This is a genomic window from Xanthobacter oligotrophicus, from assembly GCF_008364685.1.
GTDB classification, from domain to species: Bacteria; Pseudomonadota; Alphaproteobacteria; order Rhizobiales; family Xanthobacteraceae; genus Xanthobacter; species Xanthobacter oligotrophicus.
In genome coordinates, this window is the sequence record NZ_VTTL01000003.1 from 303,811 (window position 1) to 320,830 (window position 17,020).

The 17,020-nt window shown below is 69.6% G+C and carries 15 protein-coding genes and 1 tRNA gene; 15 read left to right on the top strand and 1 reads right to left on the bottom strand.

Annotated elements, in window-relative coordinates:
- Positions 1-477 precede the first annotated feature (477 nt).
- The 4 genes from FZ033_RS06320 to FZ033_RS06335 all read left to right on the top strand — a co-directional run bounded on the left by FZ033_RS06320 (position 478) and on the right by FZ033_RS06335 (position 3,254).
- Entirely contained in the window at positions 478-1,014 is a 537-nt protein-coding gene (locus FZ033_RS06320) for an invasion associated locus B family protein (protein ID WP_149575293.1), read from the top strand.
- A 188-nt stretch (positions 1,015-1,202) separates the two neighbouring features.
- Positions 1,203-2,372: a tRNA 2-thiouridine(34) synthase MnmA gene (gene mnmA, locus FZ033_RS06325; protein ID WP_149575294.1), complete on the top strand. Its 1,170-nt coding sequence runs from the start codon at positions 1,203-1,205 to the stop codon at positions 2,370-2,372.
- Between the two features lie 45 nt (positions 2,373-2,417).
- On the top strand, positions 2,418-3,062 hold the full coding sequence (locus FZ033_RS06330) for a class I SAM-dependent methyltransferase (RefSeq protein WP_149575295.1): 645 nt from the start codon (positions 2,418-2,420) through the stop codon (positions 3,060-3,062).
- 115 nt (positions 3,063-3,177) lie between these two features.
- Positions 3,178-3,254: transfer RNA gene (locus FZ033_RS06335), tRNA-Met, on the top strand.
- A 185-nt stretch (positions 3,255-3,439) separates the two neighbouring features.
- On the opposite strand, the gene FZ033_RS06340 is transcribed toward FZ033_RS06335, so the two are convergent.
- Complete coding sequence (locus FZ033_RS06340; protein WP_149575296.1) at positions 3,440-6,040, bottom strand: diguanylate cyclase; 2,601 nt, start codon at positions 6,038-6,040, stop codon at positions 3,440-3,442.
- A gap of 259 nt (positions 6,041-6,299) precedes the next feature.
- Here FZ033_RS06340 and FZ033_RS06345 point away from each other — a divergent pair, with 259 nt between their 5' ends.
- From FZ033_RS06345 to FZ033_RS06395, 11 genes are all read left to right on the top strand, one after another.
- Positions 6,300-7,487 (top strand): pyridoxal phosphate-dependent aminotransferase, encoded by a 1,188-nt coding sequence (locus tag FZ033_RS06345; protein ID WP_149575297.1) that lies wholly within the window; start codon positions 6,300-6,302, stop codon positions 7,485-7,487.
- 3 nt (positions 7,488-7,490) lie between these two features.
- Positions 7,491-8,219, top strand: coding sequence for a lysozyme inhibitor LprI family protein (locus FZ033_RS06350; protein ID WP_149575298.1), 729 nt, complete (start codon positions 7,491-7,493; stop codon positions 8,217-8,219).
- Between the two features lie 356 nt (positions 8,220-8,575).
- Positions 8,576-9,508, top strand: coding sequence for a sugar kinase (locus tag FZ033_RS06355; RefSeq protein ID WP_149575299.1), 933 nt, complete (start codon positions 8,576-8,578; stop codon positions 9,506-9,508).
- Between the two features lie 118 nt (positions 9,509-9,626).
- Positions 9,627-10,868, top strand: coding sequence for a 23S rRNA (adenine(2503)-C(2))-methyltransferase RlmN (rlmN, locus tag FZ033_RS06360; RefSeq protein WP_408068468.1), 1,242 nt, complete (start codon positions 9,627-9,629; stop codon positions 10,866-10,868).
- Between the two features lie 77 nt (positions 10,869-10,945).
- Positions 10,946-11,323, top strand: coding sequence for a VOC family protein (locus FZ033_RS06365; RefSeq protein WP_149575301.1), 378 nt, complete (start codon positions 10,946-10,948; stop codon positions 11,321-11,323).
- 10 nt (positions 11,324-11,333) lie between these two features.
- Positions 11,334-11,879, top strand: coding sequence for a hypothetical protein (locus FZ033_RS06370; protein ID WP_149575302.1), 546 nt, complete (start codon positions 11,334-11,336; stop codon positions 11,877-11,879).
- Positions 11,880-12,030: 151 nt separating this feature from the next.
- Entirely contained in the window at positions 12,031-12,876 is an 846-nt protein-coding gene (locus FZ033_RS06375; protein WP_149575303.1) for a chorismate mutase, read from the top strand.
- Positions 12,877-12,935: 59 nt separating this feature from the next.
- Entirely contained in the window at positions 12,936-14,099 is a 1,164-nt protein-coding gene (gene hisC, locus FZ033_RS06380; RefSeq protein ID WP_149575304.1) for a histidinol-phosphate transaminase, read from the top strand.
- Complete coding sequence (locus tag FZ033_RS06385; protein ID WP_149575305.1) at positions 14,096-15,037, top strand: prephenate/arogenate dehydrogenase family protein; 942 nt, start codon at positions 14,096-14,098, stop codon at positions 15,035-15,037. Before hisC ends, FZ033_RS06385 begins: the two co-directional genes overlap by 4 nt.
- Before the next feature lie 211 nt (positions 15,038-15,248).
- Entirely contained in the window at positions 15,249-15,899 is a 651-nt protein-coding gene (locus FZ033_RS06390) for a DUF1007 family protein (protein WP_149575306.1), read from the top strand.
- A gap of 5 nt (positions 15,900-15,904) precedes the next feature.
- On the top strand, positions 15,905-16,933 hold the full coding sequence (locus FZ033_RS06395; protein WP_149575435.1) for a nickel/cobalt transporter: 1,029 nt from the start codon (positions 15,905-15,907) through the stop codon (positions 16,931-16,933).
- Positions 16,934-17,020: the final 87 nt, after the last annotated feature.

Sequence of the window (17,020 nt, forward strand, 5' to 3'; positions counted from 1 at the left end):
CCTTCTGTCACGGTGGATCGCGAGACGGGTTACCAAAATTTAACCCCGTGCCGCAAAAGCTCCGGATACACATTCATTCCCCAACGGCAGACAGACGCCATCACCCTTGGCCCGCGCCGCGGGATTGCCGGCCCATCTTGCCGCTCAAAGCCGCATGCCGCTTCGAATCATTGCGCGGCAGAGCGGTCGCCTCAGGCGGAGCGGAGCCTCTGGTTTATGAAAACGCAAGACGTAGCTGCCATTTTTCGACCGCCACGTTTTTGACCGCCTGCGCCGCTACCCGATGGCGGCCACGCTTCGAGAGCCGGACGTGTCTGGACGGAAACGCCTTGCGCTTTCGCCTGAACACTCCATCCGTCTCTCTTCACAGAGTTAGAAGGCGATTTGCCGATGAGATGGAACCGGAACCGTTTCGACCTCCCCGGATCGCACTCTCGTCCGGCTCGCCTGAAGGGCCTTGGTGAAATAGGAGAAGCCATGACGCTTCCTCGTGTCCATCCGACTCGTGTCTATCCGACTCTTCTGGGCGTGTTCCTCGCCTGCGCGCTCGTGGTCCCCGCCGCTGCGCAGGGGCAGCCCCAGTCCAAGTCCGTGGCGCAGTTCGGGGATTGGAGCGTCTACGTCTCCACCGTCAGCCCGAAGGTGTGCTACGCCATCTCCCAGCCGAAGACCCGCGCGCCGGAAGGCCTGAAGCGCGATCCGGCGTTCTTCTTCGTGTCCACCCGCCCGAGCGAGAACGTGAAGAACGAGGTGACCGTCACCATGGGCTTCCCGCTGAAGGAAGGCTCCGACGCGACCCTGACCATCGGCGCCATGAAGCTCCAGCTCTACACGAAGAACGAGGGCGCCTGGGTGCGCAACGTGGCGGACGAGGCCAAGCTCGTGGACGCCATGCGCCGCGGCAAGGACCTGACCGTCGTGTCCATCTCCCTGCGCGGCAACCCCACCACGGACAAATATTCCATGACCGGCCTCGGCCAGGCCCTCGACCGGGCGGCACAGGAGTGCAAGTGACGCCGGGTTGAGAACAACGCCGGTGCAAAGGTGACACGGCAGCACATATGACGGGGCCGGGCGCGTTCGAACCGCGCCCGGCCCCGTTTTCGCCTTGCTCTTCTGGCCTGAAGGATGCGAGCCATTTGCACCTTCATCCCGCGCAGCCTAACCTGCGGCAGCCGCAGCCGGGCGAGCATCACACGATCATGACCGACCTTCCCCTTCTCGACACCGACGGCGACCCCGCCTCCACCCGCGTGGTGGTGGCCATGTCGGGCGGGGTGGATTCGTCCGTGGTCGCTGGGCTCTATGCCCGCGCCGGCTATGACGTGGTGGGCGTCACCCTCCAGCTCTACGACCATGGCGAGGCCGCCCACCGCCGCGGCGCCTGCTGCGCGGGGCAGGACATCTACGACGCCAGCGAGGTCGCCCGCACCCTGGGCATCCCCCACTACGTGCTCGACTATGAAAGCCGCTTCAAGGAAGAGGTGATCGACCGCTTCGCCGCCAGCTATGCCTCGGGGGTCACCCCCATTCCCTGCGTGGATTGCAACCGCACGGTGAAGTTCCGCGACCTGCTTGCCACCGCAGAGGAGCTGGGCGCGCGCTATCTCGCCACCGGCCATTATGTGGCCAGCCGCGCGCTGCCGGACGGCCGGCGCGGCCTCTACCGCGCGGCGGAAGAGGCGCGCGACCAGTCCTATTTCCTCTATGCCACCACCGCCGCCCAGCTGGAGCGCCTGCGCTTCCCCCTCGGCGAGATGCAGAAGGCGGACGTGCGGGCGCTGGCGGCCGAGTTCGGCCTGCCGGTGGCGGACAAGCCCGACAGCCAGGACATCTGCTTCGTGCCCGGCGGCGACTATGCCCAGGTGGTGCAGCGCCTGCGGCCCGAAGCCGCCGAGCCGGGCGACATCGTCCATCTGGATGGCCGTGTGCTCGGCCGCCATCGCGGCGTCATGCATTACACCATCGGCCAGCGGAAGGGCCTCGGCATCGCCACGCCGGAGCCGCTCTATGTCATCGCCATCGATGCTGGACGGCAGGAAGTGCGGGTCGGCCCGCGCGCGGCACTCACGGTGAGCGCCATCACCATCGACGACGTGAACTGGCTGGGCGACATCCCCTTCACTGATGCGCTGGCGCGGCAGGCGGACGTCTACGTGAAGGTGCGCTCCACCCGCCCGCCGGTGCCGGCGCATCTTGCACGCGCGGCGGATGGCACGCCGGCAGTGCATCTGGCGGTAGGCGAAGAGGGCGTTGCGCCGGGGCAGGCCTGCGTGCTCTACGATGACGCCGGCGCCGCCGCGCGCCTTCTGGGCGGCGGCACCATCATGCGGGCGGAACGGGTGGCGAAGAGCGTCGCCGAAGTGGCCTGAGGTTAAGCGCCGCAAGGCGGGCCTTGGGGCCGGGAGAGACTGAGAATGGCGGTCCAGTACGATCTTGAGGGACAGAAGCGCGCCTACGCCAAGTGGGCGCCCATCTATGACAAGGTCTATGTGAAGCTGCTGGCGGACGCCCAGCGCAAGGCCGCCTCTGCCGCCGCCGCCTGCGGCCCGCGCATCCTGGAAGTGGGCGTGGGCACCGGGCTGGTGCTGCCCTATTACCCCAAGGGCACTCAGGTTACCGGCATCGACCTGTCGTTCCACATGCTGCAGAAGGCGGTGGACAAGAAGGTGGAGCGCGCCCTGTCTCAGGTGGGCCTGCTCGCCGCCATGGACGCCTGCAACCTGGGCTTTGCCGACGAGAGCTTCAACGCCGTCACCGTGCCCTTCGTCATCACCCTGGTGCCGGACCCGGAAGGCGCGCTCGACGAGATGTACCGGGTGCTGAAGCCCGGCGGGGAGATCGTGATCGCCTCCAAGCTCGGGGCGGACGAGGGCGCCACCATGCATATCGAGGCGGCGCTCGCCCCGCTGGTGAAGAAGGTAGGCTGGAGCATTGCCTTCAAGGCCAGCCGCCTGCGCAACTGGGCGGCGCGCTATCCCGACATGGAAGTCATCGAGATTTCACCGGTGTTCCCGGTGGGCTTCTTCAAGCTGGTGCGCATCAAGAAGCGGGCGCGCTGACCCAGCCCCGGCGCGAACGGGCGCGCGGTGGAAATCGGGTGCGGAGCATCGTTCCGCGCCCTCCGCTTTCTTGACACCCGCGCCGCGCCGCCCCTATATGCGCGTCTCTCCGCGTGGCAGCGTAGCTCAGTTGGTGAGAGCGCCGGATTCATAACCCGGAGGTCGGCGGTTCAAATCCGCCCGCTGCTACCACATACCTCCGCCTTCTCCCTCCACAATCCGCACACTCCTCCGCACGCCCCGCGCTCATACGAGCCCGCCGGCCGGTGCCGGAAAGCTGCATGCGCGATGGCAGCGAGGGCGGCGGACGCTTCAACGGCGGATCGGACCGGCTTGCGACGTGCGTGGAGCGAACCCTTCACCCGTAAGGGGATTCGTCACTCCACGGCGTGCAGTGTGGGCAGGTCCGACCGTCCCGCCGCATCGGGCGCGGCGGCGCTCACCACCACCTGGTCGCGCCCCAGCGCCTTGGCGCGATAGAGGGCGGCGTCGGCGGCGACGATCAGGTCGTCCGGCCGGCTGACGTGGTCGGGGAAAGTCGCGACGCCGATGGAGGCGGTCACGCCGTCCAGCACCCCGCCCGACCAGAGCACGCGCAGGCTGCGCACCGCCTCGAGCAGGTGGTTCGCCACCGCCAGCGCCCCGTCCTGCGTGGTGTTGGGTAGCAGCAGCAGGAATTCCTCGCCGCCGTAGCGGGCGATGATGTCGCTCTGGCGGGTGTTGGCGCGCAATACGTCGCCGATGGCGCGCAGCACCGCGTCCCCCGCCTCATGGCTGTAGGTATCGTTGATCCGCTTGAAATGATCGAGGTCGATGAGCGCCACCGACAGCGCCCGCCCGTCCCCCGCGACGCCGGCGATCTGGAGCGCCAGCGCATCCTCCACGAAGCGGCGGTTGCCGAGGCCGGTGAGGGGATCGCGCAGGGCCTGGCCGCGCAATTGCTCGCGCAGGTCGATATTGGCGAGGGCGAGGGACACCTGCTCGGCCAGCATGGTGGCAAGCTGGAGCGCCGAGGCGCTGGCCGCCTCCGCCGCCGGCTCGCGATAGAACAGGCCCAGCAGACGGTTGCGCGCGATCAGCGGCTGGCACACGTGGTCCGGCGCACCGGCATCGCCGACGGCACCCGCCACATGGTCGCAGACGAGGCCCCGGCTGGCCTCGGAAACCGGGAAGGCCTGCCCCCGGCGCAGCGCCCAGCAGGCGCCCGGGGCAAAGGCCGCCACATCGGCCTTCGGCGCGCCCCAGCGGCCGCCGCGCACCACCTGGTCCCGCGTGCGATTGAGCACGTAGAGGGCGCCGGCCTCGTCCGGAAACAGCCGCGCCGCATAGGCCTGGACCGAGGCGAAGACCTCGTCGGTGGACTGGCAGGATTGCAGGATGGAGCTCAGCTCGGCGAGAAGGGTGATCTCCCGGGTGCGGGCCTCGGCGGCATCGACCAGCCGGGTGAGATCGGCATTGGCCTCGTGCAGCGCGCGCTCGTGGCTGCGCCGCTCGGCCTCCACGGCGAGCGCATCGGTCTTGTCCTGCATCACCCACAGCACGTCGCCGTCGCCCCGGCGCCCCTGGAGGAACAGGGGACGCCCGAAGGCATCCACCACCACCGGCGGGCGATCGGGACAGTTGAGGTGCAGTTCGAGCGCGGCGGTTCCGCCCGCGGCGATGGCGGCCAGCGCCGCCTCGAACGCGGCGACATCCTCCGGCCGCGCCGCGAGATCGGCGAGGTCAAGGCCAGCGAGGGCCTCCGGCGCGCGGCCGCACAGTTCCCCCATGCGGTGATTGCCGCGCACCACCTCGCGCCCGTGGGTGAACAGGATGCCGGCCAGCGGATTTTCCACCAGCGCCCGCTGCTCCGCATCGAGCGCGCCGAGGCTGCGGGAGAGCCGGCCCGCCCGCATCAGCGACAGCGCCATGCCGGCCAGCAGCAGGCTGATGACCGAGCCGCTGGCCAGCACCACGGCGGGAATGGTCTGGTCGGCCTCGTAGCTCGATCCCGCCCGCGCGGCGAAATGGAGCAGCCAGAGCCGGTCGCCCACCACCAGGGCGCGTTCGGCGGCAATGCCGATGGGCACTTCCGCCACCGGCGTCACCACCTGGAGGTTCGGCTCGCGGCTGTCGAACAGCAGCACGGCGGCGGCGGCCAGGTCCGCCGGCTCCGCCGTGACCGCGCCCTCCGACGACACCCGGGCATAGCCGCGATCGAGCACTCGCACGTTCATCTGCTGCAGGGTGCGGGCATCGAGCACGCCGCGCATGAGGTCGTTGGCGCGATAGACGGCGGCGGCAAAGCCCAACAGGGCGTTGCGGCGCTGCTCCACGGTGGCGGTCAGCTCCCCGGCCTTGTAGAGCGGCGCGCGCAGGATGAAGCCGAGCCCGCCGCTCTCGTCCTGCAGCAGCTTGACCGGGGGCGTGGCGACGATGCGCCCGGTGTCCCCGCCGCGCACCAGGCTGTCGAGCTGCGCCGGGTTGGAGCCCACGTCGAAGCCCAGCACCCGCTCGTTGCCGCGCATGGGCTCCACGAACTGGATGACATTGTAGACCGGGCGCGGCCCGACCGGATGGACGGTGTAATTCGGCTGGCCGCGCGGATCGACGCTGGTGTCGGCGCGCGTCTCGGCGACGAAGGCGGCGAGGCCGTCCGGCGCCACATGGCGCAGCACCTGAAGCGCCTCGAAACCGGGATAGCGGCGCACCAGGTCGAGCACGTCCACATAGCGCTGGAACTGGGCGCGATCGATCCGCCCCACCGAGGCATAGAGCCCCTGCATGCTCACCAGCACCTCGGCATGGGCGCGCACGCGCGCGCCAACCGCCGCGGCCATCTCGGCGGTATCGGCCGAAAACCGGGCCTGGGTATTGGAGAAGATGACGTGCCGCGCCAGCGACCCGGCCGCCCACGTCGCCGCAAGGCCCGCGGCGAAGATCGCCGCCGCCACTGCGCCCGCGCGCCAGTTCAGCAGCTTCTGGTCCTGAAGTCCCATGGCGCGCGCTTTATCCCCCGGAGTGGTGCGGCTGACGCGCAAACAGATGGGTGCATATAAACCAGAAGGCGGCACCGGGCACAATTACCACTATCGCACCGCAGCATGGGGCCGGAAGGCCCACCGGCCCGAAGCGGGCGCGCCGGGGACGGCCAGTCATGCCACTCCCCTCCCCCTGCCATCTTTGCTATCCAGTGCCTCCCCGCCGAGCGGCGCCCCAGACGCCGGGGGTGGGGCCGTGATTCCCAGGGAGCCCGCCATGCTGACCACCACCGCCCCCTTCGACCGCATCGGCGAGGAGAACGCCTTCGCCGTGCTGGCGCGCGCCACGGCGCTGGCCGGGCAAGGGCGGTCCATTCTCAACCTGGGCATCGGCCAGCCGGATTTCCGCACCCCGGACCATATCGTCGAGGCCGCCGTGAAGGCGCTGCGCGACGGCCAGCATGGCTACACCCCCTCGGTGGGCATCCTGCCCCTACGCGAGGCGGTGGCCGCCGACCTCAACCGCCGCTACGGCGTGGAGGTGAACCCGGACCTGGTGATGATCATGCCCGGCGGCAAGGTCACCATGTATGCGGCCATCCGCCTGTTCGGCGAGCCGGGGGCGGAGATCCTCTATCCGGATCCCGGCTTCCCCATCTACCGCTCCATGATCGAGCACACCGGCGCCACCCCCATCCCGGTGCCGATCCGCGAGGAAAACGGCTTCGCCTTCTCGGCCGAGGAGACCCTGGCGCTGATCACACCGCGCACGCGCCTTCTCATCATCAACTCGCCGGCCAATCCCACCGGCGGCGTCACGCCGACGGCCGAGATCGACAAGCTGGTGAAGGGCCTTGCCGCCCACCCCCATGTGGCGGTGATGTCGGATGAGATCTACGACCGCTTCCTGTTCGACGGCGAGGAACACCGCACCTTGCTGGCCTACCCCGAGATCCGCGACCGGCTGATCCTGCTCAACGGCTGGTCCAAGACCTATGCCATGACCGGCTGGCGCCTGGGCTATTCCATCTGGCCGAAGGACCTCTACGACAAGGTGCGCAAGCTGGCGGTGAACTGCTGGAGCTGCGTGAACGCCGCCACCCAATATGCCGGCATCGCCGCACTGGAAGGCCCGCAGGACGCGGTGGAGGCCATGACCGCCGAGTTCGACGCCCGCCGCCGCATCGTCGTGGAGGGGCTGAACGCCCTGCCCGGCGTGCGCTGCGCCACCCCGAAGGGCGCCTTCTACGCCTTCCCCAACGTCTCCGGCACCGGCTGGGCCGAGGCCAAGAAGCTTGCCTCCGCCTTGCTGGAGGAGGCGGGCGTGGCGGTCATCGGCGGCCCGGATTTCGGCGTCCATGGCGAAGGTTACATCCGGCTGTCCTACGCCACCTCGCGGGAGAATATCGCGGCGGCGCTGGCGCGCATGGGCGATTTCCTCGCCGCAAACCGCAAGGTGGCCTGAGGCGTGGCGGCGCGGCACGCGCGGGGGCGATGGCTTGGCCTGGCCGTCCTCGCGCTCGCGCTGAGCCCGCTCGTCATGCTGGCCATCGCCCCGCCGCCGGATCCCCCCGTCCCGCCCGGACTGTCGCAGCCGGCGCGCTCTGATACGCCGGCCGAGGCCTCGCTCTCGGCGCCCGCGTCAGGGCCGGAGGCAGACGAAGCTGCGCCCGAAGTCCCGGTAGCGCCCAAGGCGGCAGCGGATCCGGTGCGCGCCGCTGCCCCCGTCCGGCGCGGGACGCCGACCGGGCCCGAGCGCTGGGCCGGTACGCCGGCCTGTCCCAAGGACAGGATTTCGGGCGGGCAATACAATCGCTGCCTGTTCGAGGCCACCCGCACCTCCGAGCAGGCGCTTGAGGTGGAGTTGTCCAACGCCTTCGCGGTCATCGAGGCGCGGGCCGATTTGCAGGGTGTCCAGCGGGTACGCTGGAAGACCATGCTGGACGAGGCCCAGTCCCGCTTCCTGCTCTATCGCAACTTCGACTGCCAGAGCGTCGCCCCGTTCGAGGGACCGCGCGGCATCGGCAATTTCGAGCAGCGTGCCCTGTGCCTCATCGAGGCCAACATGCGCCGCGCCGGCGAGCTGCGCGCCCGCTATGTGGCAACCGTGGCGACCACCACCGAGCGCACCCGCCCCAACGGCCCCGAGGACCGCCCCGGAACCTGGACCCACCCCGTTCCCCCGGCCGCAGACTGAGGCGCGCCAGCGATTTAGAGCCCGTTTGAAAATGCTTTTCAGATGGGCTCTTGTAGCCCTCGCAGGTGCTTTCTCACCGTCATGGCCGGGCTTGACCCGGCCATCCACGCGGGGAGGCTGGGAATGTTTTTCGTAAGTTTTCCCATGCGGATCGGCGTGGATGCCCGGGTCAAGCCCGGCCATGACGGGGTGATAGCGGCTATGCTTTTTTGAATTTCGAAACGCGCTCTTAAGAGCACCGTGCGGGTGCGCCGAACCGCGGCCATCCGGTCTGAAAATGCAATAAAAACCGATTGATCGCCGCTCAGGTGTTGCTACGGTCGCCCCGGCAGGCGGGAGAGGAAGCGGAGGCGCTCGTGTCCAAGGTGGTTTGCGTGGGTGAGGTCATGGTGGAACTGGCCCGCGGTTCGGACGGCCGGTTCGGCCTCGCCTATGGCGGCGACACGTTCAACACGGCGGTCTATCTCGCCCGGGCCGGCATCGACGTGGCCTATGCCACCGCGCTCGGCGACGACGCCTTCTCCGACGACATCCTCGCCCTCGGCACGGCGGAAGGGGTGGACATGAGCCTCGTGCCGCGCCTCAAAGGCCGCGCGCCGGGCCTTTATCTCATCAGCACCGATGCGAGCGGCGAGCGCAGCTTCAACTACTGGCGCGACACCTCCCCCGCCCGCACCCTGTTCGAGGCCGAAGGCTGGCAGGACGTTGCGGCGGCGCTGGTGGGCGCGCGCGCCGTCTATTTCTCCGGCATCACCCTGTCGCTCTATTCCAACCAGGGCCTCGGCCGCTTCCTCGCGGCGCTGGAGATGGCGGGAACGAGTGCGCAGAACCGGACCCTCACCGTGTTCGACGGCAATTTCCGCCCGCGCAACTGGGGCGGTGACCTCAACCGGGCGCGCACCGTGTTCGCCGAGGCACTGAAGCGCGCGTCCATGGCGCTGCCCACCTTCGAGGACGAGGTGGCCCTGTGGGGCGACGCCTCGCCCGCCGCCACCATCGAGCGCATGACCACCTATGGCCTGACCGAGGTGGTGGTGAAGAACGGCGCGGCCGGCGCCCTCGTCCATGCGGATGGGCGCACGGTGGAGGTGCCGGTGGAGCGCGCGGTCTCCCCCCTCGATACCACCGGCGCCGGCGACAGCTTCAATGCCGGCTATCTCGCCGCCCGCCTGCAAGGCGCCGGTCCCGAGGATGCCGCCCGCGCCGGCCACCGCCTCGCGGCGGAGGTGATCATGCACCGGGGCGCCATCATTCCCCGCGCCATCCATGAGGGTGTGCGGGCGCATTGAGGCCCCCGCCCGCCGCCGGACGGCGCGCGCCCCGCGCAGGTCCGGGACCAGCCCTGCATTCTGCAAGTGGAACTCCAAGTGGAAAGCGCGGGCCGAAGGCATTATGTGTGACGCCATGATGTCCACACCCGAAACCGCAACCGACGCCACTGCGCCCGAAGCAGCGCCTTTGCCGCCCATCGGCGCGGGCGCGCCCGCTCCCCTGCCGTCCCTCGTCGGCCTCGACCGGGACAAGCTGGGCGCGGCGCTCGACGCCATCGGCGTGCGCGGCTCCGACCGGCGCATGCGGGTGAACCAGCTCTGGCACTGGATCTACCTGCGCGGCGCCACCGACTTTGCGGAGATGACCAACGTCTCCAAGCACCTGCGCGCCGACCTTGCCGCCGCCTATTCGCTGGCGCGGCCGGAAATCGTGATGGAGCAGGTGTCGCAGGACGGCACCCGCAAGTGGCTGCTGCGCTTTCCGGCCGACCATCCCGGCGAGCGGCCCCACGACATCGAGACCGTCTATATCCCCGAGAGCGATCGCGGCACGCTCTGCGTCTCCAGCCAGGTGGGCTGCACGCTCAACTGCTCGTTCTGCCACACCGGCACCCAGCGTCTGGTCCGCAACCTCACCGCCGCCGAGATCGTGGCGCAGGTGATGGTGGCCCGCGACCGCCTCGGCGACTATCCCGGCCGTGACCGCGCCGTGGGTCCCGGCCTGCCCACCGAGGGCGACCGGCTGGTCACCAACATCGTCTTCATGGGCATGGGCGAGCCGCTCTATGCCTATGACAGCGTGAAGGAAGCCATCGAGACCCTCTCGGACGGCGACGGCCTGGGCCTCGGCCGGCGGCGCATCACCGTGTCCACCTCCGGCGTGGTGCCGGAGATCGAGCGGCTGGGCGCAGAAGTCGGCCCCATGCTCGCCATCTCGCTCCATGCGGTGCGGGACAAGCTGCGCGACGAGCTGGTGCCCATCAACAAGAAGTACCCCATCGCCGAGCTGATGGAGGCCTGCCGCACCTATCCTGCCGCCTCCAACGCCAAGCGCATCACCTTCGAATACGTGATGCTGAAGGGCGTCAACGACAGCCCCGCCGACGCCAAGGCGCTGGTGAAGCTCCTGGAAGGGGTGCCGGCCAAGATCAACCTGATCCCCTTCAACCCGTGGCCGGGCACACAGTACGAATGCTCCGACTGGGAGACCATCGAGCGCTTCTCGGACATCGTGTTCCGCGCCGGCTATGCGAGCCCGGTGCGCACGCCGCGCGGCCGCGACATCCTCGCCGCCTGCGGCCAGCTGAAGAGCGAGAGCGAGAAGCTTTCGGCCCGCGAGCGCCTCGCCCTGCGCGCCATGATGGCGCAAGACGAGTAGGCCGGCCCGTCGGCTCCGTGTCGCGTGAGGCCGACAGGTTCGCGCCCAGGCCGGGCAAACAGGCTGAGGAGGCCACCATGCTGGACCATATGGGCATCTCGGTGCGCGATCTGGAGCGCTCGCGCGCCTTCTACCTCGCCGCCTTGGCCCCCCTCGGCTACGGCATCGTCATGGAGGCGAACCCGCCCGGCGGGCATGCCTATGTGGGCTTCGGCGCCGGCAAGCCGGAATTCTGGATCGGTGATGCGCCCACTGCCACCGGGCATCTGCACGTGGCGTTTTCCGCCACCAGCCGGGCGGCGGTGGACACCTTTTATGCGGCGGCGCTTGCCGCCGGCGGGCGCGACAACGGTGCGCCGGGGCTGCGGCCCCATTATCACCCGCATTATTACGGCGCCTTCGTCTTCGATCCCGACGGCCTCAACGTGGAAGCCGTCTGCCACCTTCCGGAATGACACGACAGCCATGGACAACCTCACCCGCCTGCTCCTGCGCTTCGTTCTGGTTCCCCTCGGCTATCTCGCGGGGGTGATCGCGGGGGCGGCGGTGATGCTGGTCGGCGAATGGCGCATCGGCAGCCTGTTCGAGGCCCCGGAGGGATCCGAGGCGGCAGGCCTCGGCATCCTGGTCGCCATCGTGGTGGCGGGAACGGTCGTGACGCTCCTGCTCCTGTTCATGTGGATGGTCGCGACCATCGGCATCCTGTTCTCGGAGGCCTTCGCGGTGCGCTCGTGGATGTTCCACGCCGCGAACGGGGTGGTCTCCGCCCTCGTCGGAGCCCAGCTGGTCAACGGTGGGCCGGATGCGCCGCCGGTGACCGGGGATCCGTTCTACACCGTGGCCGCGGGCCTTGCCGCGGGCCTTGTCTACTGGCTGGTCGCGGGCTCGAGCGCCGGCTTCTTCAAGCCGATCCTGGGATCGCCGGCGGAGCGAGCGGCCCGCCTGCCGCCGCCGCCCGCCCCATCGCGGACCGATGTTCCGCCGCCCACCTCCCTGCCGCCACGCCAGTGACCATCGGCGTTCCAGCACATTCCCCCAGCGTCAATCCAGGCCACGGCATCCGAGAGCGGGAACGGGCGTGCGGGCACACCGCGCCAACAATCCTTTGATTCCGCGCCCCGTTCCGGCTAAGGCTCCCCCTCCCAGCCGCGCGAACGCCAAGATGCAAACCCAGACCCCGCTTTCGCTCGCCGACCTGCGCGCCGAGATCGACCGCATCGACGAGGCCATGCACCGCCTCCTCATGGAGCGCAGCGCGATCATCGACCGCCTGGTGCAGGTGAAGCGCACCGCAGGCGCGGAGAGCGGCTCCGCCTTCCGCCCGGCCCGCGAGGCCGACATGATGCGCCGGCTGGTGGAGCGCCACGACGGCCTCTTGCCCCTCGACACGGTGGAGAGCATCTGGCGCGTCATCATCGCCACCTTCACCTACGTGCAAGCGCCGTATTCGGTCCATGCCGACCTTGCCGTGGGCGAGCCGGCCATGCGCGACAGCGCCCGCTTCCATTTCGGCTTCACCGTGCCGTTCGTGCCCCACATGGGCGCGCGGGGGGTGATCGATGCGGTGAAAGGCTCCAAGGGCGACCTCGGCCTCATCGCCGCTGCCGCTCCTGGCGCCGGCGACCCGTGGTGGACCGCGCTGGAGGCCGAGGGCGCCCCCAAGATCATCGCCCGCCTGCCCTTCGTGGAGCGCGCGGACCATCCCGCCGGATTGCCGGTGTTCGTCGTCTCCCACCCTATCGACGATGCCGCGGTGCGCGAGGTCCGCGTCTATTCGCTGCGCGTCACGGGATGGAGCGCGGCGGCGGGGCGTGGCATACCCGCCCTCGCCGAGGTTGTGGTGGCGCCCGATGACGCTCTCGACGGCGCGGCGCTCCTCGTCTCCCTGCCCCCCGGCCATGGGGTGGACGAGGTGATCGCGGCCCTCACCGAGGCCGGCGCCGGCGTCCGCGCCGTGGCCGAGGTGGGCAGCCATGCCGCCATCCACAAGGTGGGGGCGGAAACGTAAGGGTAGACTGCCAAGGGCCGCCGGGCGGCCCGATCCGTCAGGTTCTGGAGTATGTTGAGATGTCCGCCGTGCTGAAAGACCCGATCCCCGCTCCCGGCCGTCCGCAGCCGCGGCCCGGCGTGCTCGCTATCCAGGCCTATGTGCCCGGCAAGAGCCACGCCCCCGGGGTGGAGAAGGTCTTCAAGCTCTCCTCCAACGAGACCCCGCTCGGCCCGAGCGAGAAGGCGCTCGCCGCCTTCGCCGAAGCCGGCCGCAAGCTGGAGGATTATCCGGACGGCTCCGCCACCGTGCTGCGGCAGGCCATCGCCACGGCCTATGGGCTCGATCCCGCGCGCATCATCTGCGGCGCCGGCTCGGACGAGATCCTGAACCTCGTGGCCCACGCCTATGTGGGGCCGGGCGACGAGGTGATCTTCAGCGAGCACGGCTTCCTCGTCTACAAGATCGCGACGCTGGCCGCCGGCGGCACCCCGGTGGTGGCCAAGGAACGCGACCTCACCGCCGACGTGGACGCCATCCTCGCGCTGGTGACGCCCCGGACGCGCCTCGTCTTCCTCGCCAATCCCAACAATCCCACCGGCACCTACCTACCGTTCGACGAGGTGCGCCGCCTGCACGCCGGCCTGCCCGGCAACGTGCTGCTGGTACTGGACGCGGCCTATGCTGAATATGTCCGCCGCAACGACTACGAGGCGGGCCTCGAACTGGCGCTCACCGCCGACAACGTGCTGATGAGCCGGACCTTCTCCAAGATCCACGGCCTCGCCGCCCTGCGCATCGGCTGGGCGGTGGGCCCGGCCCATGTGATCGACGCCATGAACCGGGTGCGCGGCCCGTTCAACATGAACACCCCGGCCCTGCTCGCCGGCGCCGCCGCCATTGCCGATGCGGCGCACGTGGAGAAGGCGGTGGCGCACAACGCGCGCTGGCTGCCGTGGCTGACGGAGCAGTTCGAGGCGCTGGGCCTGAAGGTCACGCCCTCGGTCGCCAACTTCCTGCTCATCCACTTCCCCGACACCCCCGGCCGCACGGCAAAGGAGGCGGATGCCTTCCTCACCAGGCGCGGACTGGTGCTGCGGCAGGTGGCGTCCTACGGCCTGCCTGACGCCCTGCGCATGACGGTGGGGACCGAGGAGGCCAACCACCTGGTGGTGGCGGCCCTCGCCGACTTCATGTCGGGCCAGGATTCGGCCGGCAAGGATTCCGAGGGGACCGGCGCGTGATCCGCCCCCTCGTCCCCCGCCTCGCCATCATCGGGGCGGGGCTCATCGGCTCGTCGCTGGCCCGCGCGGCGCGTGAGAAGCATCTCGCCGGCACCATCGTGGTGGCCGATCGGGACGCCGCCGTCTGCGCCCGCGTGCGCGAGCTGGGCTTTGCCGACGCGGTGACCCAGAGCGCCGCCGAGGCCGCAAGCGACGCCGACATCGTCATCGCCTGCGTGCCCGTGGGCGCCTCCGGCGCGGTGGCGGCCGAGGTGGGGCCGCACCTGAAGCCCGGCGCCATCCTCTCGGACGTGGGCTCGGTGAAGGCCTCGGTGGTGGAGGCCATGGCACCGTTCGTACCGGCCCACGCCCATCTGGTGCCGGCCCATCCCGTTGCGGGCACGGAATTTTCCGGCCCGGATGCCGGCTTTGCCGCCCTGTTCGAGAACCGCTGGTGCATCGTCACCCCGCCGGAGGGGGCCGATCCCGCCGCGGTAGACCGCATCGTCGCCATGTGGCGCGCCGCGGGGGCGAACGTGGAGACCATGAGCGCCCAGCACCATGACCTGGTGCTCGCCATCACCAGCCATGTGCCGCATCTCATTGCCTACAACATCGTGGGCACGGCGGCGGAGCTGGAGGAGACGCTGACCTCCGAGGTGATCAAGTTCTCGGCCGGCGGCTTCCGCGACTTCACCCGCATCGCCTCGTCCGACCCCACCATGTGGCGCGACGTGTTCCTCTCCAACCGCGAGGCGGTGCTGGAGATGCTCGGCCGCTTTACGGAGGACCTCACCGCCCTCCAGCGCGCCATCCGCTACGGCGACGGCGACGCCCTGTTCGAGCATTTCACCCGCACGAGGGCCATCCGCCGCTCCATCATCGAGCAGGGCCAGGAGACCGCCGCCCCCGATTTCGGCCGCCGCGCTGCGGAAAAGCCCAAGCACGAGCAGAGCTGACACAGCTGAGACCGGGCAGGGGGATAAACGCGGCGCCGCCGCTGCGGCAGGCGCTCCTGTCACGCCATCGGCAAGAAACTGTGCCACTGGGGCATGCCACGCTTCCGCCGAAGTCCGGGGCAAGGTGAGACCCGGCCCGGATTCGGGGATGCCTCCCACAGGCCGCATCGACGGGCCGCATCCACGGGCCGGTGAACGAGGACGATTGCCGATGACGCCGCGCACCGTGACGGTCGCCCTGAGCCTTGTGACCGCGCTCCTGTTCGCCGTCTTGGCGCCGCGCCCGGCGCAGGCGCACCCCCATGTGTGGGTCACCATGAAGAGCGAGCTGGTCTATGATTCCAGCGGCCGCCTCACCGGGGTGAAGCAGATCTGGACCTTCGACGATGCCTTCTCCGCCTTCGCCCTGCAGGGCATGGAGAAGCAGAAGGACGGCAGCTATGGCGACGATGTGCTCAAGCCCCTCGCCGAGGTGAACGTCACGTCCCTGAAGGAATACAATTATTTCGTCGTGGGCAAGACGGCGACGGCCAAGCTCGCCTTCAAGGACCCCATCGACTATTTCCTCACCTACGAGAACGAGCTGCTCACCCTTCACTTCACCCTGCCGCTGGAAAAGCCGGTGGCGGCGAAGGGGACCACCTCCCTTGAGATCTACGATCCCACCGCCTTCGTCTCCTTCTCCTTCAACGAGAAGGACCCGGTGAAGCTGGTGTCGCCTCCGGCCGGCTGCACCCAGGAGGTGATCTCGCCGGAGCCGCCGGCGAGCGGGACCCTGAACGAGGCGTTCTTCTCCAATCTCACCTCGGCCAGCACCTACGGCGCCCAGTTCGCCGACAAGATCACGGTGAAGTGCCCGTGAGCCAGATGATCGTGAAAGAGCGGGCCGGGGCGGCGCGGCCCCTGCGCTGGCTCGCCGTGCTGCTGCTGGGCTTGGTCGCCACCCTCGCCTTCGCCCTGCTGGCGGCGCTGGTGCTTTATCCCGATCTTGCCTTCGCGCAGGGCTTCGGGCCGGCGCCCAAGGCGACGCCTTTCGGCCTCGGCGGCGGCGCCCAGCCCACCGGCATTGCCGGCTTCATCCTCGCCAAGCAGGCGGAATTCTATCGCGCCCTGGTGCAGGCGGTGCGCGCCAGCAAGCAGGACGGCAACGCCACCTTCCTCCTTGCCGGCCTGTCCTTCGCCTATGGCGTGTTCCATGCCGCCGGCCCCGGTCATGGCAAGGCGGTCATCTCCTCCTATCTGCTGGCCGACGGCGGCACGCTCAAGCGCGGCGCGGTGCTGGCGCTGGCCTCGGGCATGGTGCAGGCCATCGTCGCCATCGCCTTCGTCGGCGTGCTGGCGCTGGCGCTGAATGCCACCGCCGTGTCCATGGCGCAGGCCATGAACTGGGTGGAGATCGTGGCCTATGGCGGCATCGGCGTGTTCGGCCTCTATCTCGCGATCGTGAAGGGCCGGGCGCTGGTTGCTGCGGCGCGGGGCGAGGCCGCCCACGCCCACGGCGCCGATTGCGACTGCGGCGATATCCATGCCCCCGATCCCGCCCTGCTGGAGGGCAAGGGCGGCTGGAAGCGGGCGGCGGTGGCGGTGGTTTCCGCTGGCGCGCGGCCGTGCTCGGGCGCCATCCTGGTGCTCACCTTCGCCCTGTCGCAGGGCGTGTTCATGAGCGGGGTCGCCTCGGCCTTCGCCATGGGCCTCGGCACCGCGCTGATGGTGACCGCCATCGCCGCCATCGCGGTCTATGGCAAGCGCCTTGCGGTGCGGCTCGCCGGCCGCGACGACCGGCGGGCGGTGCTGCTGCGCCTCGGCGTGGAGCTGGGGGCAGCGCTGCTGGTGATGGCGTTCGGCTTCGCCCTGCTCACCGGCTATCTCCAGAGCGAGCGCCTGCTGCCGGGCTGAGCCAAGCTCATGGGCATAGGTCAAAACATGCTGCACCGCCGCTGGGCAGATGCCGCAGTGCGCCAAAATTCGCCACGCCCGCCTTTT

What these genes read in the sequence shown, in the direction of transcription:
- FZ033_RS06370 (WP_149575302.1), top strand. Translation starts at nt 11,334, where the DNA reads ATGGACAACCTCACCCGCCTGCTCCTGCGCTTCGTTCTGGTTCCCCTC.
- FZ033_RS06390 (WP_149575306.1), top strand. Translation starts at nt 15,249, where the DNA reads ATGACGCCGCGCACCGTGACGGTCGCCCTGAGCCTTGTGACCGCGCTC.
- mnmA (WP_149575294.1), top strand. Translation starts at nt 1,203, where the DNA reads ATGACCGACCTTCCCCTTCTCGACACCGACGGCGACCCCGCCTCCACC.
- hisC (WP_149575304.1), top strand. Translation starts at nt 12,936, where the DNA reads ATGTCCGCCGTGCTGAAAGACCCGATCCCCGCTCCCGGCCGTCCGCAG.
- FZ033_RS06375 (WP_149575303.1), top strand. Translation starts at nt 12,031, where the DNA reads ATGCAAACCCAGACCCCGCTTTCGCTCGCCGACCTGCGCGCCGAGATC.
- FZ033_RS06340 (WP_149575296.1), bottom strand. Translation starts at nt 6,040, where the DNA reads ATGGGACTTCAGGACCAGAAGCTGCTGAACTGGCGCGCGGGCGCAGTG.
- FZ033_RS06365 (WP_149575301.1), top strand. Translation starts at nt 10,946, where the DNA reads ATGCTGGACCATATGGGCATCTCGGTGCGCGATCTGGAGCGCTCGCGC.
- FZ033_RS06320 (WP_149575293.1), top strand. Translation starts at nt 478, where the DNA reads ATGACGCTTCCTCGTGTCCATCCGACTCGTGTCTATCCGACTCTTCTG.
- rlmN (WP_408068468.1), top strand. Translation starts at nt 9,627, where the DNA reads ATGTCCACACCCGAAACCGCAACCGACGCCACTGCGCCCGAAGCAGCG.
- FZ033_RS06345 (WP_149575297.1), top strand. Translation starts at nt 6,300, where the DNA reads ATGCTGACCACCACCGCCCCCTTCGACCGCATCGGCGAGGAGAACGCC.
- FZ033_RS06395 (WP_149575435.1), top strand. Translation starts at nt 15,905, where the DNA reads ATGATCGTGAAAGAGCGGGCCGGGGCGGCGCGGCCCCTGCGCTGGCTC.
- FZ033_RS06330 (WP_149575295.1), top strand. Translation starts at nt 2,418, where the DNA reads ATGGCGGTCCAGTACGATCTTGAGGGACAGAAGCGCGCCTACGCCAAG.